The organism is Parahoeflea alexandrii (genome assembly GCF_024105735.1).
Taxonomy (GTDB): Bacteria; Pseudomonadota; Alphaproteobacteria; order Rhizobiales; family Rhizobiaceae; genus Hoeflea; species Hoeflea alexandrii.
In genome coordinates this window covers 545,944-568,071 of record NZ_JAAAML010000004.1, presented here as the reverse complement: position 1 = coordinate 568,071, position 22,128 = coordinate 545,944, and the positions used below count along the sequence as shown (strand labels likewise).

Annotated in this window: 22 protein-coding genes; 19 read left to right on the top strand and 3 right to left on the bottom strand. The window is 59.6% G+C overall.

Annotated features, from left to right (window positions below):
• Window positions 1-818 (top strand): thiamine pyrophosphate-dependent enzyme (locus GTW23_RS21980; protein ID WP_252917478.1); only part of this gene is annotated, 818 nt, incomplete at its 5' end.
• 96 nt (window positions 819-914) lie between these two features.
• On the opposite strand, the gene GTW23_RS21975 is transcribed toward GTW23_RS21980, so the two are convergent.
• On the bottom strand, window positions 915-1,544 hold the full coding sequence (locus tag GTW23_RS21975) for an FCD domain-containing protein (protein ID WP_267662096.1): 630 nt from the start codon (window positions 1,542-1,544) through the stop codon (window positions 915-917).
• Between the two features lie 306 nt (window positions 1,545-1,850).
• On the opposite strand from GTW23_RS21975, the gene GTW23_RS21970 reads away from it, so the two are divergent.
• From GTW23_RS21970 to GTW23_RS21920, 11 genes are all read left to right on the top strand, one after another.
• Entirely contained in the window at window positions 1,851-2,678 is an 828-nt protein-coding gene (locus GTW23_RS21970; RefSeq protein WP_252917476.1) for a fumarylacetoacetate hydrolase family protein, read from the top strand.
• Window positions 2,679-2,837: 159 nt separating this feature from the next.
• A complete protein-coding gene (locus GTW23_RS21965) occupies window positions 2,838-3,743 on the top strand; it encodes a VOC family protein (protein ID WP_252917475.1) in 906 nt (301 codons plus the stop codon).
• Between the two features lie 41 nt (window positions 3,744-3,784).
• Window positions 3,785-4,345 (top strand): NADPH-dependent FMN reductase, encoded by a 561-nt coding sequence (locus GTW23_RS21960; protein WP_252917474.1) that lies wholly within the window; start codon window positions 3,785-3,787, stop codon window positions 4,343-4,345.
• Window positions 4,346-4,389: 44 nt separating this feature from the next.
• The gene (locus tag GTW23_RS21955; protein WP_252917473.1) at window positions 4,390-5,277 is read left to right on the top strand and encodes an alpha/beta hydrolase; all 888 of its coding nucleotides are present in this window, start codon (window positions 4,390-4,392) and stop codon (window positions 5,275-5,277) included.
• Window positions 5,232-6,332, top strand: a complete 1,101-nt coding sequence (locus tag GTW23_RS21950; protein ID WP_252917472.1) for an Ldh family oxidoreductase — start codon at window positions 5,232-5,234, stop codon at window positions 6,330-6,332. Before GTW23_RS21955 ends, GTW23_RS21950 begins: the two co-directional genes overlap by 46 nt.
• A gap of 28 nt (window positions 6,333-6,360) precedes the next feature.
• A complete protein-coding gene (locus tag GTW23_RS21945; protein ID WP_252917471.1) occupies window positions 6,361-6,840 on the top strand; it encodes a tripartite tricarboxylate transporter TctB family protein in 480 nt (159 codons plus the stop codon).
• Window positions 6,841-6,844: 4 nt separating this feature from the next.
• A complete protein-coding gene (locus tag GTW23_RS21940) occupies window positions 6,845-8,365 on the top strand; it encodes a tripartite tricarboxylate transporter permease (protein ID WP_152010212.1) in 1,521 nt (506 codons plus the stop codon).
• A 45-nt stretch (window positions 8,366-8,410) separates the two neighbouring features.
• Window positions 8,411-9,373, top strand: a complete 963-nt coding sequence (locus GTW23_RS21935; protein WP_252917470.1) for a Bug family tripartite tricarboxylate transporter substrate binding protein — start codon at window positions 8,411-8,413, stop codon at window positions 9,371-9,373.
• Between the two features lie 86 nt (window positions 9,374-9,459).
• On the top strand, window positions 9,460-9,834 hold the full coding sequence (locus tag GTW23_RS21930; RefSeq protein WP_252917469.1) for a YciI family protein: 375 nt from the start codon (window positions 9,460-9,462) through the stop codon (window positions 9,832-9,834).
• 109 nt (window positions 9,835-9,943) lie between these two features.
• Entirely contained in the window at window positions 9,944-10,288 is a 345-nt protein-coding gene (locus GTW23_RS21925; RefSeq protein WP_252917468.1) for an NIPSNAP family protein, read from the top strand.
• A gap of 67 nt (window positions 10,289-10,355) precedes the next feature.
• Entirely contained in the window at window positions 10,356-10,739 is a 384-nt protein-coding gene (locus GTW23_RS21920) for a hypothetical protein (protein WP_252917467.1), read from the top strand.
• Window positions 10,740-10,994: 255 nt separating this feature from the next.
• Here the strand turns inward: GTW23_RS21920 and GTW23_RS21915 are convergent, their stop codons facing one another.
• Window positions 10,995-11,756 carry an SDR family NAD(P)-dependent oxidoreductase gene (locus GTW23_RS21915; protein WP_252917466.1) on the bottom strand — a complete coding sequence of 254 codons (762 nt, stop codon included), beginning with the start codon at window positions 11,754-11,756 and terminating at the stop codon, window positions 10,995-10,997.
• Window positions 11,757-12,049: 293 nt separating this feature from the next.
• On the opposite strand from GTW23_RS21915, the gene glpD reads away from it, so the two are divergent.
• The 7 genes from glpD (at window position 12,050) to GTW23_RS21880 (ending at window position 19,664) form a co-directional block, all read left to right on the top strand.
• Entirely contained in the window at window positions 12,050-13,615 is a 1,566-nt protein-coding gene (glpD, locus tag GTW23_RS21910) for a glycerol-3-phosphate dehydrogenase (RefSeq protein WP_252917465.1), read from the top strand.
• Window positions 13,616-13,624: 9 nt separating this feature from the next.
• A complete protein-coding gene (locus GTW23_RS21905; protein WP_252917464.1) occupies window positions 13,625-14,707 on the top strand; it encodes an ABC transporter ATP-binding protein in 1,083 nt (360 codons plus the stop codon).
• 9 nt (window positions 14,708-14,716) lie between these two features.
• Complete coding sequence (locus GTW23_RS21900; RefSeq protein WP_252917463.1) at window positions 14,717-15,790, top strand: ABC transporter ATP-binding protein; 1,074 nt, start codon at window positions 14,717-14,719, stop codon at window positions 15,788-15,790.
• 2 nt (window positions 15,791-15,792) lie between these two features.
• Complete coding sequence (locus GTW23_RS21895; protein WP_152010205.1) at window positions 15,793-16,680, top strand: carbohydrate ABC transporter permease; 888 nt, start codon at window positions 15,793-15,795, stop codon at window positions 16,678-16,680.
• On the top strand, window positions 16,680-17,582 hold the full coding sequence (locus GTW23_RS21890; RefSeq protein WP_375589590.1) for a carbohydrate ABC transporter permease: 903 nt from the start codon (window positions 16,680-16,682) through the stop codon (window positions 17,580-17,582). Before GTW23_RS21895 ends, GTW23_RS21890 begins: the two co-directional genes overlap by 1 nt.
• A gap of 11 nt (window positions 17,583-17,593) precedes the next feature.
• Window positions 17,594-17,875 (top strand): DUF2160 domain-containing protein, encoded by a 282-nt coding sequence (locus tag GTW23_RS21885; protein ID WP_152010204.1) that lies wholly within the window; start codon window positions 17,594-17,596, stop codon window positions 17,873-17,875.
• Between the two features lie 70 nt (window positions 17,876-17,945).
• Window positions 17,946-19,664, top strand: coding sequence for an ABC transporter substrate-binding protein (locus tag GTW23_RS21880; protein ID WP_152010203.1), 1,719 nt, complete (start codon window positions 17,946-17,948; stop codon window positions 19,662-19,664).
• A 119-nt stretch (window positions 19,665-19,783) separates the two neighbouring features.
• Here GTW23_RS21880 and GTW23_RS21875 read toward each other — a convergent pair whose 3' ends face one another.
• On the bottom strand, window positions 19,784-22,015 hold the full coding sequence (locus GTW23_RS21875; RefSeq protein ID WP_193217342.1) for a sensor domain-containing phosphodiesterase: 2,232 nt from the start codon (window positions 22,013-22,015) through the stop codon (window positions 19,784-19,786).
• Window positions 22,016-22,128: the final 113 nt, after the last annotated feature.

Here is a 22,128-nt window from a genome sequence, read left to right as displayed (position 1 = left end):
TCGGTTCGCGGCTCGAGCTGCAGTATTTCCGCTGGCGCTGGATGCCCAAGGGGCTGAAGGTGGTCCGCGTCGATATCGATCCGACCGAGATGGTGCGGCTGAAACCCGATGTCGGACTGGTGACGGAGTCTGCTGCCGGTGTTCGCGCGCTGATTGACGAGTTGAAGGGCCTGCCGGTGCGATCATCGCGCCAAGCCGAACTTGCAAAGCTGAAAGCCGATGCCACCGAGGCGCTGACCAGTGTTCAGCCGCAGGAGGGCTATCTGCGGGTGATCCGCGACGTGCTGCCGCGCGACGGCTTCTTTGTCGAAGAGGTCTCCCAGGTCGGCTTCACCGCGCGGATGTGCTTTCCGGTCTATGCGGCCCGGCACTATGTCACCTGCGGCTACCAGGACAATCTCGGCTTCGGCTTCAACACCGCGCTGGGTGTGAAGATTGCCAATCCCGACAAGGCGGTTGTCTCGGTGTCGGGCGACGGCGGCTTCATGTTCGGGGTTCAGGAACTTGCGACAGCCAAACAGTTCGGCATCGCTGTCGTCGCCATTGTCTTCAACAATCAGGCTTACGGCAATGTGCGCCGCGATCAGCAGACGGTCTATGGCAACCGGCTGCTCGGCGCCGACCTCGAGAACCCCGACTTCGTGGCCCTGGCCAAGTCCTTCGGCGTGATGGCGATGAGGGCCGACAGCCCGGAAGAGCTTCGCGGCAAGCTCGCCGAAGCTCTCGACGCCAATGAACCGGTGGTGATCGAGGTGAGCATACCGCGCGGTTCGGACAGTTCGCCCTGGCCCTTCATCCATCCGGCGCCGTTGAGCTAATTACCGCCTTTAAAGCCTCATAGTGACGTCCAGTCATGTTGTTGCCTCTGACTCGGCGTCAGCGAGCCTCGACAGGAAACATGGAATATTTGCTATTCAAAGTAACTTGACGACCCGTTCCGATGTGTCTCGGATGTGGTCTTCGATGAGTTGAACTGCTTTGTCGGTGTCGCGGGCCAGAGTGGCCTCCATTATCAGGCGGTGCTCTTCAAATTTCCTTTTTCCCAGTCCATCGGGATTCATCTTCGTGAGGAAACGATACCGGTCAAGCTGATCAAACATCAAGGTTCTCAACCTGAGCAGCCATGCGCCTTGGCAGGCAGCGATGAGAGACCGGTGAAAATCACGATGACGTTCCACCCAAGTCGAATGGAACCCCATCCTCTCAGCCCAGGGCAGTTTTTCAATCTTGCTGAGACGATGATGAGCAGCAACGATTTGGCTTTCCCAATCGTCATCACCGTGCGCAATGGCATCGGTAAGGGCCCGTTTCTCAAGCTCGATGAAATGCTCGGTAATCTCGATCAGTTCCTCGCGTGAAACCGGGGCGACACGGAAGCCCTTGCCGGCTTCAAGCGTGACGAACCCTTCCGAAACCAGCTGTGACAATCCCTCGCGCAGGGTGCCGATTCCGACATCGTAGCGTTTGGTCATGTCAGCAAATTTCAACCGTGTCTCAGGTTCATAGACGCTGCTGACGATGTCCGAACGCAGGCGCTCGAGAATATCGCGTCCGCCGGACGGCTCGGGCTTGGAGGGGTCGTGCCGTCCGGGCTTGGTGAGATCGATGGTCAGGGTGGGCTCCCTTCAGCCTTTGAAAAATCCGCCATTCATTGATAGCCGATTTTTGGCAATGTTCAATCGGCGGCACATATTCGAAAATATTCGACGGGTACAGGGGCTTTGACCGCGCCCATTCCCGGCGACCGGCAATCCATCCTCCGATGCCAGGAACGGTGGGTAAGCGCACAAGCGCCTTTACGAATTTGTTTTCAACGATACTATGATTTTCGAAAATAGCTGGAGAGTTGAATGAAGTTCCTGTCTTTCCGGAAGTCAGGCGCCCCATCATGGGGCCTGCTGCGTGACGATGGTATTGTGGATCTGGGAGGCGAGGCTGCGGATCTGCGTGCTTTCATCGCTGCGGGGTGTCCGGATGCGGATACATTGGCAGGGCGACCCGTCGATCATGTGCTGGCCGATGTCGTTCTGGATCCGGTCATCCCAAATCCGTCCAAGATCGTGATGGCGGCGATCAACTATTTCGAACCTGGAAGCGATCCTTTGAAGGCGCCGGAGTATCCGGTCCTGTTCCTGCGTCTGCCGGCTTCCCAGATCGGTCACGGCGCCTCATTGATGCGGCCCCGTTCGTCTGCAAAGCTCGATTTCGAGGGCGAATTGGCCGTCATCATCGGACAGGGTGGCCGTCATATTTCCCGCGACCGGGCGTTCGACCATGTTGCCGGCTACTCGATCTACAATGATGGAAGTGTTCGGGATTGGCAAAAACACAGCCATCAATTCACGCCGGGGAAGAATTTTGTCGGGACAGGGGCCTTCGGTCCCTGGATGGTGACGGCGGATGATATGCCGCAATGGCCGCTATCGCTGGTTACCCGCGTCAACGGGATTGAAAAGCAGCGCACCGACACCTCGCGGATGATTTTCGATATTCCCTATCTGATCAATTACATCTCCACCTTCACGCCGCTTGAGCCGGGAGATGTCATCGTCACCGGCACCTGCAGCGGTTTCGGCTCAATCCGCAAACCTCCGGAGTTTCTCAATTCCGGTGATGTGGTCGAGATCGAGATCGAGGGAATTGGCACCTTGTCCAATCCTGTTGCCGATGAGGAATGAGTGCCAGGAGTGTGGCGAAAGGGTTTCACGGTCAGCAACCAATGGATCCGAAAGAAACCGTATTATTCGACTATGCGAGAATATTCGAAAATAATTGAGGTGTCCGAATATGTGTGCTAGGTCGAATTTGGAGAACGACAGACTCGGCAGGAGGGGTGAATGAGCTATCTGGTCAACGCGATCGGACACGTGCAGTTGAATGTGGTCGACGTTGAAGCTCTGGTCAGGGAATCCACGGATATCCTGGGGCTGCATGTTACAAACCGGGATGCGAACACCGTCTGGTTGTCCTGCAGTGGCCGGAAGGCGGAGCTGGTTCTGCACAAGGCTGACGAGAATTCCGTTCGCTCGATCGGTTTCGACGCCTTGTCGGCCGATGCGGTGCGCGAAGCCGCTAGCCGGGTCGAAGCTGCCGGATGCAAGCTGGTGTCCGAAAAACCATCATTGGGCTGTTGCGAGGCGGGGGTCAGCTTCCTCACGCCGCAGGGCCATGTCATCGAGGTTCACACGCCGATCGAGGATGACACATACGGACGCCGGAATTTCACACTCGGTGTAGGCGCGTTGCGCCTTGACCATGTCAACCTGACGTCTCCGGAACCGACGGAAACCCGGGCCCAGTTCGAACAGATCATGGGGCTGAAACTGTCCGAGCGGATGGTCGATGACGGCCTGAGCTGGATGCGGGGCGCCAATCTGCTGCACCATTGTGTCGGCATCGTGCGCAGCCCGACGGGCTTGCATCACTACTCCTTTGAGATTGCCGAATTCGGCGACTACTGCCAGCTCGGTGATCGCCTCGACACCATCGGCAAGGAGATTGTCTGGGGTCCCGGTCGTCACCGGCCCGGCGACAATACCTACGCCTATTACATAGATGCCTGCGGCGCGATGGTGGAGCTGGCCGGCGGCATGGCGATGATCCACGATGATGCGCGCTACGAGCCAAATGTGATTACCGCGCTCAAGCGCCCGGAAAATGTCCGCGTCATGAATGTGTGGGGCACACCTGCGCCGCAGCCCTGGCTGCAGCACAAGTTCCCCTGGGGTGCGCTCCCGGCCTGAAGCCGCGATCCTGAAACAACAAGAAAACCAGTGAGTCCCACATGACCAAGATCGGAATTCTCGAAGGCTCTTTGCGCAAGGCGTCCCTGTCGCGTGCGGTCGCACGCAGTGCATCCGCCCTGGCGCCAAGTGGGATGGATGTAACCATTCTGCCGAGCACCGAGAGCCTGCCGCATTTCAATCAGGACATTCTGGACGAGGGTATTCCTGCGTCGGTGACCGAACTGGCGGCGGCAATCTCCGCTGTCGATGCGCTTTTGATCGTAACGCCGGAGTATAACTGGTCGATCCCTGGTGCGCTGAAAAATGCCATCGACTGGCTTTCGCGGCTTGATCCGCTCCCGCTGTCAGCCAAGCCGGTTGCTATCTGGACGGTTTCGCCCGGGCTTCTGGGCGGCGCCCGGGTGCACGAGAGCCTGCGTCAGACCCTGCATTCCCAGGACATGCGGATCATGGCGAAGCCGGAGATCCAGATTGGCGGTGCCAAGGGCAAGGTCGATGTCGAGGCGGGAATCGTCACCCACGAGGATATGGCAACATTCCTTGGCAAGCATCTCGTGGCGTTCGATGCCTTTTGTAAATCTTGGACAGGCCGTTCCTGATGCCGGGCATCGGTTCAGCACTATCCATGCGGAGATAAGAGACTATGGAGCATCCACTTTCATTCATGTCCGACGGCCTGAAACTGTCAGGCGTGCTGCACGTGCCCGAAAGCCGTGCGCCTGGACAGAAACTGCCGACCTTCATCGTGCTGCACGGCTTTGTTGGCACCAAGGACAAGTCTCATGTAGAGCTGCTGGCGCGTATGATCGAGGGCATGGGATACTGCGTCTTCCGCATCGATTTCCGCGGCTGCGGTGAGAGCGAAGGCGCCCGCGGCGAGGTTCGCTGCTTCGACCAGGTTGCTGATACCAAGAACGCCGTCACTTTCATCTCCGGGCGTGAGGAGGTTGATCCGGCCCGTATCGGCGTGACCGGCCACAGCTTTGGCGCGGCCGTTGCGATCTTCGCCGGCGGCATCGACGAGCGCATCGCGGCCGTGATGTCGTTCTGCGGCTGGGGCGACGGCGAACGCAAGTTCCGTGGCCAGCATCCGACGCCTGAAGCCTGGGAAAAATTCACCGGCATTCTCGAAGCCGGTCGCAAGCACAAGGCCGAAACCGGCGAAAGCATGTGGGTATCGCGCTTCGATGTCGTGCCGATCCCCGAGGAGCTTCGCTACAACCTCTCGCCCAAGGCGCAGTTCGAGGTTCCTGTCGAAACCGCTATCAGCATGTACAATTTCCGAGCTGACGACGTGGTTGCCGACATCGCGCCGCGTCCGCTGCTGCTGTTTCACACCGCCGGTGACGTCATCACCCCGATGGAGCAGTCGATCCGCCTGTTCGAGAAGGCCGGCGCCAACGCCGAGTTGATGATCCCCACCGGCATGTCGCACTTCCCGTTGTCCGACGAAGACGAGCCTCACACCAGGACCCTTGTTCAGGCATGGCTCGACAAGTTCTTTCCAACTCCGCTGCGACAGACGTCATGACGCTCTATCGCGCAGAGGATCTCCAGACTTATGCGGCAGCGCTTCTGACCGGTGGCGGCTTTGCGCCGGTGCACGCCGAGCAGACCGCCCGCGTGCTGGTCTGGGCCAATGCGCGCGGGGCAGATTCGCACGGCGTACTGCGCATTCCGCGCTATGTCGAGATGGTCGAGCAGGGCAAGATCAATCCTGTCGCGACCCCCGAAGTCAAAAGCAGCAACGGCGCCGTCTCCATTCTCGAGGCGGACGGCGCGCCGGGCGCTTCGTCCATGCTGGGGGCCATGGATGAAGCGGTGGATATCGCCGGCCGGCTAGGCATCGGTTGGTGTTCGGCACGCAACATCACCCACGCGGGTGCCATAGGCTATTACACCATGCAGGCCGCAAGGCGCGGGTATGTTGGCATCGTCATGACCGCCTCCGGCCCCTTGATGGCCTATCATGGCGCGCGCGTCTCGGGGGTTTCGACCAACCCGGTTTCCATCGCTGTGCCGGCGGCAGGCAATCCGCTGCTGCTTGACATGTCCACATCCAACGTGGCCCTCGGCAAGATCATGGCCGCCAAGGACGCGGGGACCATGGTGCCGGAAGGCTGGGGTATCGACAAGGATGGGGCTGCTTCGACCGATCCGCAGAAGATCGTCACCCTTACGCCGCTTGGCGGCCCCAAGGGCTCCGGCCTGTCTCTGATGATCGAGATCCTGGCAAGCGTGCTTGTCTCCAATCCGGTGATCTCCGAGGCTCTCTCCGGGCGCAGCGCCACCATGAACGGGCTGGCGCTGGCGCTCAACATTCAGGCATTTACCAATGCCGATGTCTTCGCCCGGCAGATTGCCGAGCTTGTGGCCTCGATCAAGGGCTTGCCCGCAGCAAGCGGCACAGAGGCGGTCCTGATGCCCGGAGAACGTGGGTTTGCCATGGCGGATCAGCGCACCCGTGACGGCATTCCTATCGCCAAGGGTACATTGAAACGATTGTCAGAACTGGCGCAAAGGCTCGGCGTTTCCGAGCCAACGCCGCTGCAGGCTGCCTACGAAACAAGACCGGCAGCACCGTAACCGGGCGCTGGCGAGGGAGGAGACTTAAGTGGTGAATACGCTGGAGGGCGAAAAACCGGGAGGCGACAGGAATGTCTGGCGACAGGCGATCAGCGGCACGGTGCTGGTTGGCTTTGGCCTCGCCATTCTGATGATTTCCTGGAACTATTCTGCCGGCAGCCTCACCCAGATGGGGCCGGGCTTCATGCCGCGAGTGATCGCCGTGGCGCTCGTGGCCATGGGGCTGGGTATTCTTGTGTCCGACCTGCGCGGCACAGCCCAGAGCTATGACGAGCCCATCCACTGGCGTGCCCTGATCTTCGTCAGCGCCGCTGTCCTTATCTTCGTCACGCTCGTCGAGCCTGCAGGCCTGGTCCCGGCAATGTTCTGTGCTGTTGCGGCCTCCAAGCTCGCCAACAGTCGCGCCGGACTGCTCAGCATCGTGATTTACTCCGCCGCTGTTACGCTGGCCGGATACTTCCTGTTCATCGTGGCCCTGGGTTTGCCACTGACCGTGTTCGGGAGATGAGGCGATGATCGATCAGTTCATCCTCGGCCTTTCAGTGGTCCTGCAGCCCGAAGTCCTGATGTACGCCTTTTTCGGGGTGTTTCTCGGCCAGGTGATCGGTGTGCTTCCCGGCGTTGGCGCCATCACGGCGATTTCGTTGCTATTGCCGGTGACTTTCTACCTGGATCCGACCAGCTCGGTCATCCTGCTGGCCGGGATCTATTATGGCTCGCAGTATGGCGGGGCAATCGCCTCGATCCTGCTCAACCTCCCCGGAACACCCTCCTCGGTGGTGACCTGTCTTGAAGGCTATCCGCTGGCCCGTGACGGACGCGCGGGTTTTGCCTTGCTGGTAACTGCGCTCTCCTCGTTCGTCGGCAGCATGATCGGGGTTGCGGTGGTGGTTATGGCAGCCATTCCGATGGCGACCTTTGCACTGAAATTCGGCGCGCCGGAATACACGATGCTGGTAGCGATCGGCCTTGTCGCGGCATCGCTGATCAGTTCCGGCTCGCACCTGCGTGCGTTCTCGATGGCGCTGGTTGGCATTGCGCTTGGTATGGTCGGCTCCGACGCCAGCACCGGTCAGTACCGCTTCGTGGCAACTGACGCGCTCGCGGACGGTATCAGCCTGGTCTCGCTGGCCATGGGACTGTTCGGTCTCAGCGAAATCATCCGCAACGCCGCCAGTCACGAGCCCCGCAAGACCCAGATCAAGCTGACCCTGAGAGATATCTTCCCCAACCGCGCCGAACTGCGCTCGATGGTCAAGCCGGTCGGGCGCGGTGCAACAATTGGTGCTTTCTTCGGCGCTTTGCCCGGAACCGGTGCGGCGATTGCGTCATTCATGGCCTATGCCTTCGAGCGCAGGATTTCCCGCACGCCCGAAAAATTCGGCAAGGGCCATCTGCCCGGGCTCTGCGCCCCTGAAGCGTCGAACAATTCGGCCGCGCAGACGAGCTTCATTCCCACGCTCACCCTCGGAGTGCCGGGTGACGCGGTGATGGCGCTGATCATCGGTGCGCTGATCCTCAACGGCATCGTTCCCGGACCACGGCTGATTATCGACGAGCCGGAACTGTTCTGGGGTGTCATCGCCAGCTTCTTTGTCGGCAACATCATCCTGCTGGTCATCAATATCCCGCTCATCGGGGTTTGGGTTCGACTGCTCAGCATTCCTTATTACCGGCTTTATCCCGCCATCGTGCTGCTGATCTGCGTCGGTGTCTATTCGCATCGCAGCAGCATCACCGACGTCGTGCTCACACTGGTCTTCGGGATCGTCGGGTATGTCATGAGGCGCTATCGCTTCGAACCCGCGCCACTCTTGCTGGGTTTCGTGCTGGGGCCGATGCTCGAGGAAAACTTCCGCCGCACCATGCTGCTCTATGGCGGTGATTTCTCGGTGTTCGTCACCCGTCCCATCAGCGCAACGCTGGTTTTCTGCGGGGCCGCATTGTTGGCTTTCACCATCGGTTCCGCAATCGTTTCACATCGCAAAGCCTTGAAGGACAAGAACACGCAAGGCGGGCCTTACTCGGTCTGAGGCCTTCAAACTCAAGCTAGACCGTCAACTATCGGGAGGTAAATTATGTTGAAGAAACTCATGCTGGCACTGCCAGTTGTAGCCATGATGTCAGGCACCGCGTTTGCCGCGGACACTTATCCTGAAAGATCCATCCGGTTTATCATCGGCTTTGGCGCCGGCGGCAACGCCGACACCGTGGCCCGGTTGCTGGCAGAACCCATGAGCAAGGACCTGGGCCAGCCCGTCGTGGTCGAATCCAAGCCGGGCGCCGGTGGCAATGTCGCCTCCGATTTCGTCTCGAAATCCGATCCCGACGGCTACACCATTCAGCTGATGGTCGGCGGTCACGCCGTCTCGGCAGCACTCTACAACTCGCAGCCGTTTGATCCCCTGGCCGATTTCACCTTTCTCTCGACCATCGGCCAGTTCCCGTTCTTTGTCGCAGCCCAGGCTGGTGCCTACGAGAACATCGAGGATCTGATCGCCAAGGCGAAAGCCGCGCCCGGAACCATCAAGATCGGCCACTCGGGCGTTGGGTCGACCCAGAACCTGACAGGCGAACTGCTGGACCTCGAAACCGGGGCTGACTTCATCCACGTTCCTTACAAGGGCGGTGCAGCCGCAGCCACGGCATTGCTTGGTGGTGAAGTTGACGTTGTCATCGACACCGGCACCATCATGACGCCGCAGCAGGACGCCGGGAAGTTCGACATCCTGGCTGTCTCCTCCAAGGAACGCTGGCCCGACAAGCCCGACGTTCCGACACTGGCTGAAACCGTTGCTCCCGGGTTCGACGTTGTTTCTTGGACCGGCGTGGGCATGCCGGCCGGTGTCGACAGCGCCATTGCCGACAAGGTGCGCGCATCTGTGCACGCTGCAATCGCCGATCCGGACGTCGCTGCACGTATTGAAAAGCTGGGCGCAAAGCCGTCACCGATGTCCGGCGAGGAAATGCGCACCATGGTCGAGCAGCAGATCGAAACCTGGAAGAAGGTTGTCGAGTCAGCCGGTATTGAAAAGCGCTGAGCACACTTGAAGAGGTTCGCCGGCTCGACCGGCGGACCTCGCCGACTGGACCACTGCCGCCGCCGCATGCACAGGGACTGACGCCCATGACCGACAAGACGCCTGATCAGCTCACCGCCAATATGCTGCGCAAGGAATTCTACGTGGTGACCACCACGCCGGCGAGATCTCCAGAGATCGCAAAGCTACTGCCCGAACATCTCGACTATCAGGTCAGGCTGGAGCGTGAAGGCAAGTTGTTCGGGGCAGGGCCCTTCTACGAGGAAGGCGATGATGTCCCTTCGGGTGGCATGATCATCCTGCGGGCCCAATCCGCCGCCGAAGCGCGCGAAATCGCCGACGCCGACCCGTTTCACAAGGCCGGCCTGCGTACCTATACCTTGCGCAAATGGATGATGAACGAGGGGGCGATAACCCTGACCATCCGCTATTCCGATCAGAGCGTTGTCATCGCGGACTGATCCGCTGGCCCCCTGGTCGGTTGGTGCATGACCACCGGCCTGCCGTTCCCCTGATAGCCGGCGACCTCAAAGCAAAAGCTGTTTCAGTCCCCCCAGTGAAGGAAATCCGATGATCTACGAGATGCGTGTCTACCGTTGTATTCCCGGCAAATTGCCGGTCCTGCTCAGGCGCTTCGAGGATACCACGCTCAACATCTGGGATCGGCTTGGCATTCGTACGGCGGGTTTCTTTACCACCGTGGTCGGGGAATCGAACCATGACCTGACCTATTTCCTGGCCTGGGAGTCACTCGAGGAACGCGAGCGCAAATGGGGTGCTTTCGCAACCGACCCTGAATGGGTTGCCGCTAGGGCAGCTCACCAGGATGCGCATGGCGAGGTTGTCGCCAATATCTCCAACAGCTTCCTGGCGCCCACGGCGTTTTCTTCGAGGGGTGTGCCGCACCCGGCCTGACCGGCTTTGGGACAAAACCCTTCTGCAGTGCTCTTGTGAACGCGGCGAACACCGCGGATTGCAGAGCTTGGGTAAGCAGGCTGCATGGTTCGAAGATCGAGCGCTCCCCCGGCTTGGACGGCTATGTGAAAGACAACCTTTCCGCTCTTGGCGGCGCTTCGATTGTCTGTCGGGCAATGGTGCCAAGACAACCTGGCTGTTCCGCAAAGAGCTTTGTTCGTGCCGGGCCATCGACAACCTGTTTGCCGGTTTCGACAAACATCTCTCACGAACAGGCCGCTTGGCAAAGGGTGGCCGGATCGTTGAAGCAACAATCATCCAGGCTCCCAGGCAGCACAGTGGCGAGGAGGAGAAGCCAGCGATCAATGCTGGCGAGATCCGGGAAGGCTGGAAGGACAATCCCGCGTGGCTTGCGCAGAAGGACCGCAACGCGCGTTGGACGGTCATGTAGTCTTTCGGCCCGCTGCCAGCGGGGAAATCACGGCCATAGGCGACTGCGATCGGATCACCTTCCTCGTCAGTGCCTGGCGTCAACCTGCCTGTGGTGAAGGCCGTGTCCAAAATTTACATGAGGCATTGTCTTGTACAAACGTCTTCACTCCGCCACCGGGTTGCCGCTATTTCTCGAGCAATGTTGACGTGATGCGGTGTTTGCCGGGAGACGAGAGAAAATCCAGCAGCGGCAACCGGCTTCACCGCAAAACCTCTACGCGATCAGCTGTCCGCCGTTGATCTCGATGACCTGGCCGGTGATATAGCCTGAGAGCTGATGGCTGGCCAGGAACAGGAAGGACGGCACGCAATCATCAGGCGTGCCAAGCCGCTGAAGCGGGATGGATTTTCGGGTGTTCTCCAGTTTCTCGGGCGAGGAGTAGCGCTCGTGGAACCCCGTTTCGATCGTGCCGGGCGACACCGCGTTGGCGCGAACTCCCTCCGGAGCGAGTTCCCGGGCGATCGCCTTGGTGTAGGTCGCCACGAAAGCCTTGGTCGCGCTGTAGATCGAGGATCCGGGACTTCCGCCGGTCCGCGCCGATATCGAAACCGTGTTCACGATCGACGGGTTCTCAGCCGTCCGCAATCGCGGCAGAAGTCCGCGGCAGATCATCACCACGCTGGTCTGGTTGAGCATCACCAGGCTGTCGTACTGTTCGTCGGTCAGCTCGCCCGCCGGGAATCTGCCGTGCATCGTCCCGGCATTGTTGATGAGAACGTCGATTGTTTCCGTCCTCGCAAGGACGGCATCGACGAAGCCATTGACGCCGTCACGATCCAGGAAATCGGCCTCGACGGGCTCTATCGGGCTTTCGGCAAATACCTTGGCGCTGCCGGACCGCCCGCTATGGGCAATCACCCGGGCGCCATGCTCGGCAAAGGCCTGCGCCACGGAAAGGCCGATGCCGCGGCCAGCGCCGGTCACAACCACCGTCTTGTCCTTGAAAAGGTCCGTTGAATACCCTGACTGCGTCATGTCGGCTCCTCGCCTGAAATCGGTAGCGGCGGCGGGCGGGCTGCCCGAATCCGAGGCACTTTCAGTGATCATTGGCACCAAGGCAAGACGTAAACGAAGATTGAACCGACCTTCGAATGCGTCACCGGCATCCGTCTTTGGACATTGGACGTCAATGCAGGGCCCAATAAGCCGGATCCAAGGAGTTCGGGCCGCGTATGGTTGCCGACGCAGCCATGCTCTCGGACCCCGCCGAACATGAGTGTCTTCGGCGAATTTCGTTTGACATTCGTATTATTTTCGTTTTTTCTGTGATGGTGTTTCGCTTTGGAGGCGGCGAGACGTGTTCCGGGAGGGTCGAATTGTCCAGGGTTTATGACATCTTCGTTGTTGGCGGAGGTATAAACGGGTGTGGCATCGCACGCGATGCTGCCGGCCGTGGCTACGCTGTCGGACTGGCGGAGATGAACGACCTCGGCTCCGGGACCTCCTCCTGGTCAACGAAGCTGATCCACGGCGGATTGCGCTATCTCGAGCACTATGAGTTCCGCCTTGTGCGGGAAGCGCTGATAGAGCGCGAAGTGCTTCTGAAGATGGCGCCGCACATCATTTGGCCGATGAGGTTTGTGCTGCCGCACCACAAGGGCATGCGGCCTGCATGGCTGTTGCGCCTTGGCCTGTTTCTCTATGACCACCTCGGCGGGCGCAAGATCCTGCCGGGCACCAGGGTTCTGGATCTGAAGACCGACCCGGCCGGACGCCCGCTCAAGAATGAGTTCGCCAAGGCCTTTGAGTATTCCGATTGCTGGGTCAATGATGCGCGTCTGGTTGTGCTCAATGCCATGGACGCGAAGGCAAGGGGCGCCGACATCTTCACCCGCACCAAGTTGGTCTCGGCGAGACGCTCGGGCGACGGCTGGGATATCGAGCTTCAGGCCGATGGAAGCAAGGCGGCACGGCAGGTGCGGGCAAAGCTCATTGTCAATGCCGGCGGCCCCTGGGTCGATGACATCCTCAGGGAATCGATCGGCCAGAACAAGGCCGGCAATGTGCGTCTCGTCCAGGGAAGCCATATCGTCGTCCGCCGGAAATTCGAGCATCCGAAGGCTTATTTCTTCCAGAACTCGGACGAGCGGATTTTCTTCGCCATCCCCTACGAGCAGGATTACACCCTGATCGGCACCACCGACCAGGATTTCGAAGGCGATCCGTCCGACGTGAACATCTCCGATGCGGAGATCGCCTATCTGTGCGACGGCGCCAGCCAGTATTTCAGCGAGCCGGTGACCAGGGACGACATCGTCTGGACCTTCTCGGGTGTGCGCCCGCTCTATGATGATGGTGCGTCCAAGGCCCAGGAAGCCACACGTGACTATGTCCTTCGCGCCGACGGCGGCGCAGAGGCCAAGGTTATCAATGTCTTTGGCGGCAAGATCACCACCTACCGGCGCCTGGCGGAATCGGTTCTCAGGAAGGTGGAAGACGCGATCGGTGCCAAGGGCAGGGCCTGGACACGGGAAAGCGTGCTGCCTGGCGGCGAATTCGGCGTCGAGGGCTTTGCTCCCCTGCTTGCCGAAATCCGCTCGCGGTATCCGTTTTTGCAGCCCGGCCAAAGTGAGCGGCTTGTCCGGGGCTACGGGCTCAAATGCCGCGAGATCCTCGGCAGCGCGCGCTCAGTCGAGGATCTCGGCGAGGACTTCGGCCACGGACTGACCGAAGCGGAAGTCCGCTACCAGATGAAATACGAGTTTGCCCGGGCCGCCGAAGATGTGGTGTGGCGCAGGAGCAAGCTCGGGATTCGCTTCTCGCGCGAGCAGCTCGATCGCCTTAAAGCCTTCATGGACGAGAACAGACAACTGCAGAACCTTGCAGCGGAATAGGGATTTCAGATGCTGGAACTGAAAAACGTCAGCAAGAAAGTCGGTCGGGATCTGCACATCGATGATGTGACGATGACGCTCGAGAAAGGCTCGGTGAACATTCTGCTCGGGCCGACCCTGTCCGGCAAGACCTCGCTGATGCGACTGATGGCCGGGCTTGACCGTCCGACCTCCGGAGAGATCGTGATGAACGGCACCAACGTCGTGGGCATGCCGGTGCAGAAGCGCAATGTCGCCATGGTCTACCAGCAGTTCATCAATTACCCGGCCATGACCGTCTACGAGAACATTGCTTCGCCGATGCGCGTTGCCGGCGTTGACGGCGCCACCATCGACCGTCGGGTGCGCGAAGCCGCGGACCTGATGAAGCTGTCGCCCTATCTCGACCGCACGCCTCTCAATCTTTCCGGCGGCCAGCAGCAGCGCACCGCCCTGGCCCGGGCGCTCGTCAAGGACGCCGAACTGGTGCTGCTCGACGAGCCGCTGGCCAACCTCGACTACAAGCTGCGCGAGGAACTGCGGGTGGAACTGCCCAAGATCTTCGCCGAGACCGGCGCTATCTTCGTCTATGCCACCACCGAACCTCAGGAGGCCCTGCTCCTGGGTGGCCGTACGGCTACGTTGAGCCAGGGGCGGGTGACGCAATTCGACCGGACCATCGACGTTTACAACAGCCCGTCGGACCTTCTCACGGCGCAGACCTTTTCCGATCCGCCGATGAACATCCTGCCGGTGACCAAAACGGGCGCGGATTTCGTCTTCGATGCCAGCCGCATCGAGGTACCGGCCGCGATCGCCGGGCTTGGCGACGGCGACTACAAGATCGGCGTCCGGCCGCACCACATGTCGCTGCATCAGCCGCAGGGCAAATCGATGAAGCTCGATTGCACCATTTCGACGACAGAAATCACCGGCTCGGAAAGCTTCATCCATCTTCAAAGCAGGGGCGTCCATATGGTTGCACTGATGCATGGCGTGCATCGCGTCGAAATCGGAGATGCGATCTCCGCCTATCTCGACCAGGAAAACCTGTTTGTCTTCGATCGCAACGAAAACCTGGTCTTCGCACCGGGTTTGAACGGTCAGGGGTGAGGATCGGTCATGGCAAGCATCACACTCGACAAGCTGGCGCATTCCTACCTGCCTAACCCGCAGACCGACGCGGATTTTGCATTGAAGGAACTCGACTACAAATGGGAGGACGGTGGCGCCTATGCGCTGCTCGGCCCGTCCGGTTGCGGCAAGACTACCCTGCTCAACATCATTTCCGGTCTGCTCGTTCCTTCCAAGGGTCATATCCGGTTCGACGGTCAGGACGTCACCCATCTCCAGCCTGAAGAGCGCAATATCGCCCAGGTCTTCCAGTTTCCGGTCATCTACGACACCATGACCGTGCGCCAGAACCTGGCTTTTCCGCTGCTCAACCGGCACGTCCCCCAGGACGAGATCACCCGGCGCGTCAACGACATGATCGAAGTGCTGGATTTGGCCGACAAGGCCGATCGCAGGGCCCGCGGACTGACCGCCGACGAGAAGCAGAAGATCTCGCTCGGCCGCGGGCTGGTGCGCTACGACGTCAACGCGATCCTGTTCGACGAACCGCTGACGGTGATCGATCCGCACATGAAATGGCAGCTGCGGACCAAGCTGAAGGACCTTCACCGCCAGCTTGGCCACACCATGATCTACGTGACCCACGACCAGACCGAGGCGCTGACTTTCGCCGACAGGGTGGTGGTGATGTATGAAGGTGAAGTGGTCCAGATCGGAACGCCCGAAGAGCTGTTCAACGAACCGGCCCATACCTTTGTCGGCTACTTCATCGGCTCGCCCGGCATGAATGTGATCCCCTGCGAGATCAGCGGCAAGACCGCAAGGGTCGGGGACATCCAGATCGGGCTTTCGGGCGGCTACGCCGTCACCGGGGCAAAGACCGAGCTCGGCATTCGCCCGGAATTCGTCTCCCTCTCCTCTGACAGCAGTGGCCATCCGGTGCAGATCGAAGCCGTTGAAAACATAGGACGCTTCAAGATCGTCCGGGCCAGTCTCCAGGGACATGCGATCAATGCGCTGCTCAAGGAGAACGAGGAAGTGCCAGCCGATCCGACGCTGAGTTTCGAAGCCGGCAGGATCAATGTGTATGAAAATTCCCACTTGGTCAGACCGGGAGCCTGAGTATGGATAAGCCCTACAACAACAAGGCCTGGTTCCTCGTCATTCCGGTGTTTTTGCTGGTTGCTCTGAGCGCCATCATTCCGATCATGACGGTGATCAACTATTCGTTCCAGGACACTTTCGGGAACAACCAGTTCTTCTGGGCCGGGACCGAGTGGTTCCAGGATGTGCTGCATTCGGATCGGTTCTGGAATGCGCTGGGCCGCAACCTGGTCTTTTCCATGATCATCCTTTCGATCGAGATCCCGCTCGGGATCGCGATTGCACTGACCATGCCCAAGAAAGGGATCTGGGTCCCGGTCTGCCTGGTCTTGATGGCGCTGCCGCTGCTCATTCCATGGAATGTGGTTGGCACCATCTGGCAGATCTTCGGCCGCGCCGACATCGGACTGCTTGGGCACACGATCGAGCAACTGGGATTTGAGTACAACTATGCCAGCAACGTGTTTGATGCCTGGGTAACCATCATCCTGATGGATGTCTGGCACTGGACCAGCCTGGTTGTGCTGTTGTGCTACGCCGGACTGGTGTCGATCCCGGAGGCCTACTACCAGGCGGCCAAGATCGACGGGGCGTCCCGCTGGTCCGTGTTCCGCTACATCCAGCTTCCGAAGATCCGCGGCGTGCTGATCATCGCCTTCCTGCTGCGTTTCATGGATTCCTTCATGATCTACACCGAGCCCTTCGTGCTGACCGGCGGCGGGCCGGGCAACTCGACAACTTTCATGTCGATCGACCTCGTCAAGCAGGCCATCGGCCAGTTCGACCTGGGGCCGGCTGCAGCCATGTCGCTTGTCTATCAGCTGATCGTGCTGACCATCTGCTACGTTTTCTTCACGGTGATGAGCAATGTCGGCGTCGATAAACCGGACGCAAGGGTGGAAGACTGATGAACCAGACATCTCACACTCAGCCAAATGCGGGTTCCATGAACAAGCCGGCCAATCTGATTGATACCAGCAATGTGCGAGCCAGCAACCGCTTCGCCAAGAAGAGCATCACGCGCTGGTTGGTGCCCGGTCTCTACATCCTGTTCCTGATGCTGCCGATCTACTGGCTCATCAATATGAGCTTCAAGACCAACCAGGAAATCCTGTCGAGCTTCACGCTCTTTCCTGCCGAGCCGACACTGCACAATTACACCGTGATCTTCACCGATCCGTCCTGGTATACGGGCTACATCAACTCGCTGATCTATGTCGGCCTCAACACGGTGATCTCGATCTGTGCCGCGTTGCCGGCGGCCTATGCCTTCTCGCGTTACCGCTTTCTCGGCGACAAGCACATGTTTTTCTGGCTGCTGTCCAACCGGATGGCACCCGCCGCGGTGTTCGTGCTGCCCTTCTTTCAGCTCTACTCCGCCTTCGGCCTGATCGACACGCACATTGCCGTCGCGCTCGCCCACTGCCTGTTCAACGTGCCGCTGGCGGTCTGGATTCTTGAGGGCTTCATGTCCGGCGTTCCCAAGGAGATCGACGAGACCGCCTATATCGACGGTTATTCGTTCCCGAAGTTCTTCGTCAAGATCTTCATGCCGCTGATCGCATCGGGCATCGGTGTCGCCGCCTTCTTCTGCTTCATGTTCTCATGGGTGGAACTGCTGATCGCACGGACGCTGACCACCACCGACGCCAAGCCGATCTCGGCGATCATGACCCGAACGGTTGGAGCGTCCGGCGTTGACTGGGGTGTGCTCGCCGCAGCCGGGGTGCTGACCATCATTCCCGGCGCGCTGGTGATCTATTTTGTTCGCAACTACATCGCCAAGGGCTTTGCCCTCGGCCGGGTATAGGGAGGAAGATCATGGACCTGTCATGGATGGCCTGGACCCTGCCCACCAGCCTTTTCTGGGTGTGTCTCGCCGGCCTGCTGATCGGAATGGGCATCTGGGAATACTTTTCGCCGGGGGGCAACCCGCGGGTCGGAATCCTCCGCTTCGAGACGACCCGGGGCGACCGTCTTTTCATATCGCTGCTTGGCAGCGCCTTCATCCATCTCGCATGGCTGGGTCTGGTCGGACCCAACCTGTGGTGGGCACTTGGACTCTCACTGATCTACGCCATCGGCGTTTTCCGAACGGTGTGAGACCAAATCAAATGGAGATTCGGGTCTTCCGCATCTCTTGAACTCGCATGATCTTTAAAGGGAGGATAATATGCGAAATCTACTACTGAACACGACGGCATGTGCCGCAATCATGTTGGCAACGGGCTCTGCCCATGCTGACATGGCTGCCGCTGAAAAGTTCCTGGCAGAAGAAATCGGTGGTCTCTCGGTGCTCTCTGAAGCTGAGCAGAAGGCCGAGATGGAGTTCTTCATCAATGCCGCCAAGCCGTTCGCCGGCATGGATATCAAGGTGGTTTCTGAAACCATCGCAACCCATGAATATGAGTCGAAGGTTCTCGCACCTGCGTTCACTGCAATCACCGGCATCAAGGTCACGCATGACCTGATCGGCGAAGGTGATGTGGTCGAAAAGCTTCAGACCCAGATGCAGTCGGGCGAGAATATCTACGACGGCTACGTCAACGACTCCGACCTGATCGGCACCCACTGGCGCTACCAGCAGGTCCGCAACCTGACCGACTGGATGGCAGGCGAAGGCGCTGACGTGACCAGCCCGACGCTCGATGTCGCCGATTTCATCGGCACCTCGTTCACCACCGGTCCGGACGGCAAGCTCTATCAGCTGCCGACCCAGCAGTTCGCGAACCTCTACTGGTTCCGCTATGACTGGTTCAACGACGAGAAGAACAAGGCCGACTTCAAGGCCGAATATGGCTACGATCTCGGCGTTCCGGTCAACTGGTCGGCTTACGAAGACATTGCTGCGTTCTTCACCGGCCGCGATCTGTCGCATCTTGGCGTCGACGGCGCTGTCTACGGCAACATGGACTACGGCAAGAAGGACCCCTCGCTCGGCTGGCGTTACACCGATGCGTGGATGTCGATGGCAGGCATGGGTGACGTGGGCGAGCCCAACGGCCTTCCCGTCGATGAGTGGGGCATTCGCGTGAACGAAAACTCACAGCCTGTCGGCTCCTGCGTGACCCGTGGCGGTGCCACCAACTCTCCTGCGGCGGTTTACGCTGTTGAGAAGGCCATCGACTGGCTGAAGAACTACTCCCCGCCGGAAGCAGCAGGCATGACCTTCGGTGAAGCCGGCCCGATCCCTGCCCAGGGCAACGTTGCCCAGCAGATGTTCTGGTATACCGCCTTTACCGCGGCAACCGTCGAGCCGGGCCTTCCGGTCATGAACGAAGATGGCACGCCGAAGTGGCGCATGGCACCTTCGCCGCATGGCGTTTACTGGAAGGAAGGCCAGAAGGTCGGCTATCAGGACGCAGGTTCGTGGACGCTGATGAAGTCGACCCCGGTCGATCGTGCCAAGGCCGCCTGGCTCTACGCACAGTTCGTCACCTCCAAGACCGTCGACCTGAAGAAGTCCGATGTCGGTCTCACCTTCATCCGTGAGTCCACCATCAACTCGGATCACTTCACCGAGCGTGCCGACAAGCTTGGCGGCCTGATCGAGTTCTACCGTTCGCCTGCGCGCGTCCAGTGGTCCCCGACCGGCACCAACGTCCCTGACTATCCGAAGCTGGCTCAGCTGTGGTGGCAGAACATCGGTGATGCGATGTCCGGTGCAAAGACCGCTCAGGAAGCGCTCGACAGCCTCTGCGAAGCGCAGGAAAAGGTCATGGAACGCCTGGAACGCGCAGGCGTTCAGGGCGACATCGGTCCGAAGATGAACGAGCCGCAGGACGCGTCCTACTGGCTGGAACAGCCGGGTGCACCTTATCCGAAGCTCGAAAACGAGGATGAGACACCCCAGACCGTCTCTTACGACGAGCTGATCAAGAGCTGGCAGTAAGCTCTCCAGGCGCCTTCAGGCGCCCGGAACAGACAGGAAGGAAAGGGCCGGGGCTGTCAGCCCCGGCCCTTTCTGCAGCGGCCGCCCGCTGCCAATACTGGAACCTGCACATCGGTAGCTTAAGCGTTTGCCGTGAGTGCGCGCTCATCCCGAGCAGGATGCGGCAAAGGCGATGCGGTTGCATATTGCGCAAGTGCTTGCGCATCCATCGGCCTGGCAAGCAGGTAACCCTGTCCGAAATCGCTCCCCAATGCGGAGACGAAGTCAAGCTGGCCCTGGGTTTCGATGCCTTCGGTAATCACCTCGAGTTTCATCGAACGCCCAAGTCCGATGAGGGCCTGGACGATGGCCGTGTTGCTGCCGTTCTGTCCGAGACCTGAGACGAACGACTTGTCGATCTTGATGCAGTTGATCGGGTAATCCCGCAGATGGCTCAGTGATGCATAGCCGGTTCCGAAGTCGTCGAGTGCGATCCGCACACCCTCCGCCGAAAGCCGCTCAAGTACGGCGCGGACATCGTTGCTTTCACTGCCGAGAAATACGCTTTCGACGACCTCGATCTTCAGTTCGCTCGGGTCTAATCCATATTCATCAAGCTTGCTCAGCACCCGGTCGGCATAGCTGCTGGAGCGAATGCAGGAGGTCGAGGCATTGACACTGACAAATTCGATACCCAGTCCGCACAGCTTCCACAGTGAAAAATCCCGCAATGCAAGCTCGAGCATCACTTCATCGATTTCGCGGCTGCACTGAGGTTCCCCCAACGCTGGCCAGAAATCCGCAGGTCCCGACAAGGTGCCATCCGTGTTGCGGACCCGGACCAGGGCTTCAACACCACGCAGTTTCTGTGACTTCAGGTCGATGATCGGCTGGTAGTGAGGTTCGAGCCGCCCGTCCGAGATCGCGCTCTTGATCATCAGGACAGCGCGTTTCTTGGCTTCAAAGGCGACAGTGATGTCCGGTGTGTATGTCACAGCGGCGCCACGCCCATTCTGCTTGACGTGATAAAGCGCGAGATCTGACCTGACGAAAAGATCGTCCTCGCTGCCCGAGGTGGAGACGGCAATCCCGATCGAAGCACCGACGCGAATGTCGTGCCTGTCAAACCTGATTGGCCGGTTGATCTCTTCAAGCAGCTTGGCGCCGATTTCGTCTGCGGCACCGCGTCCGGGTGTGCTGCTGAGCACGACCGCAAACTCGTCACCCCCCAACCGCGCGCAAAAGGCATTGTGCGAGATCGTTTCGGAGATCCGCTCGGCGACTGTGCGCAGCACCACATCCCCGGCAACATGGCCCAGACTGTCATTGATGTCCTTGAAATCATCAAGATCGATCATCAGCAGAGCCAGTTCAGTGCTGTCACACTTGCGGGCTCTGATCCGCTCCTGCATTTCGGCATGGAAGGAGTGACGGTTGGCAATGCCGGTGAGGCTGTCGAGATGCGCCGCGCGCCACAGTTTCTCCTCCTGCTGCGATTGCTCGGTAATGTCCTTGACGATGCCGATCAGAAACTTGGTGCCGTCCTCGCCATGTTCGATCTCCCCGCTTGAGCGCACACGGCGCTGGTTGCCCTTCGCGGTGATGAAATCGCACTCGATTTCATAGGGAACGCCATACTCGATGCACATGTTGATCTTCTGCGTCAGTCGTCCCCGTTCGTGCTCGGGATAAAAACTGATGGCCTGCTCAAGACTGGGCGGCTCGGTTCCGTCATATTCGTGAATGACATAAACCTGCGGCGACCATTCGGTGACCAGCCTTTGCGTATCAAGTGACCAGGCGCCGATTTTTGACATACGCTCGACCTGGGAGAGCAGCTTGCGCCGCTGGCGTGCATTGCGCTCGGAGCTTTTTGCTTCGTTGGCGATCGCATGCGCTTGGATCAGGCCCGCCACGATGTTGCGCAACTCGATCAGCATTCTTTGCTGTTCATCCGAGAATGTTCTGGGTTTGGTATCGATGACGCACAGGGTTGCCACATGCGTTTCACCATCCGACGAAACCGGAATTCCGGCATAGAAGCGGATGTGCGGAGCGGCGGTCACCAGGTCATTGTTGCAGAACCTTTGGTCCTTGGTCGCATCTTCCACCACCAACACGCCCTCTTGCATGATCGTGTGGCTGCAAAACGCGTCACTGCGCTTGGTCGAGGCAAGTTCGATCCCCTGTTTTGCCTTGAACCATTGCGCATTCCGGTCGACGAAAGAGATCAATGCTATCGGAGCGTCGAACATGGCGATGGCCATGTTGACGACTGCATCGAATTCCGGAGTGCATTCCGTGTTGAGTATTTTCAACCGGTGGAGCGCTGCCAACCTCTGATGCTCGTTCGGGGGGATCGGAAATGCCATCATTGTGCCTGCTGCTAATCCGCGCGAAGGAGACGAGATCGAGCATCGGCATCGCTGACCTCTCCGGATCCGGCCTTTCCCGAAGACCGGCCGACGGCTACTGCATGAACAAT

Excerpts from the sequence above, each read along its gene's own strand:
- GTW23_RS21940 (WP_152010212.1), top strand. The coding sequence starts at position 6,845 with ATGATCGATCAGTTCATCCTCGGCCTTTCAGTGGTCCTGCAGCCCGAA.
- GTW23_RS21895 (WP_152010205.1), top strand. The coding sequence starts at position 15,793 with ATGGATAAGCCCTACAACAACAAGGCCTGGTTCCTCGTCATTCCGGTG.
- GTW23_RS21915 (WP_252917466.1), bottom strand. The coding sequence starts at position 11,756 with ATGACGCAGTCAGGGTATTCAACGGACCTTTTCAAGGACAAGACGGTG.
- GTW23_RS21935 (WP_252917470.1), top strand. The coding sequence starts at position 8,411 with ATGTTGAAGAAACTCATGCTGGCACTGCCAGTTGTAGCCATGATGTCA.
- GTW23_RS21905 (WP_252917464.1), top strand. The coding sequence starts at position 13,625 with ATGCTGGAACTGAAAAACGTCAGCAAGAAAGTCGGTCGGGATCTGCAC.
- GTW23_RS21930 (WP_252917469.1), top strand. The coding sequence starts at position 9,460 with ATGACCGACAAGACGCCTGATCAGCTCACCGCCAATATGCTGCGCAAG.
- GTW23_RS21880 (WP_152010203.1), top strand. The coding sequence starts at position 17,946 with ATGCGAAATCTACTACTGAACACGACGGCATGTGCCGCAATCATGTTG.
- GTW23_RS21960 (WP_252917474.1), top strand. The coding sequence starts at position 3,785 with ATGACCAAGATCGGAATTCTCGAAGGCTCTTTGCGCAAGGCGTCCCTG.
- GTW23_RS21950 (WP_252917472.1), top strand. The coding sequence starts at position 5,232 with ATGGCTCGACAAGTTCTTTCCAACTCCGCTGCGACAGACGTCATGACG.
- GTW23_RS21900 (WP_252917463.1), top strand. The coding sequence starts at position 14,717 with ATGGCAAGCATCACACTCGACAAGCTGGCGCATTCCTACCTGCCTAAC.
- GTW23_RS21925 (WP_252917468.1), top strand. The coding sequence starts at position 9,944 with ATGATCTACGAGATGCGTGTCTACCGTTGTATTCCCGGCAAATTGCCG.
- GTW23_RS21885 (WP_152010204.1), top strand. The coding sequence starts at position 17,594 with ATGGACCTGTCATGGATGGCCTGGACCCTGCCCACCAGCCTTTTCTGG.
- GTW23_RS21970 (WP_252917476.1), top strand. The coding sequence starts at position 1,851 with ATGAAGTTCCTGTCTTTCCGGAAGTCAGGCGCCCCATCATGGGGCCTG.
- GTW23_RS21875 (WP_193217342.1), bottom strand. The coding sequence starts at position 22,015 with ATGGCATTTCCGATCCCCCCGAACGAGCATCAGAGGTTGGCAGCGCTC.
- glpD (WP_252917465.1), top strand. The coding sequence starts at position 12,050 with ATGGTGTTTCGCTTTGGAGGCGGCGAGACGTGTTCCGGGAGGGTCGAA.
- GTW23_RS21890 (WP_375589590.1), top strand. The coding sequence starts at position 16,680 with ATGAACCAGACATCTCACACTCAGCCAAATGCGGGTTCCATGAACAAG.
- GTW23_RS21965 (WP_252917475.1), top strand. The coding sequence starts at position 2,838 with ATGAGCTATCTGGTCAACGCGATCGGACACGTGCAGTTGAATGTGGTC.
- GTW23_RS21955 (WP_252917473.1), top strand. The coding sequence starts at position 4,390 with ATGGAGCATCCACTTTCATTCATGTCCGACGGCCTGAAACTGTCAGGC.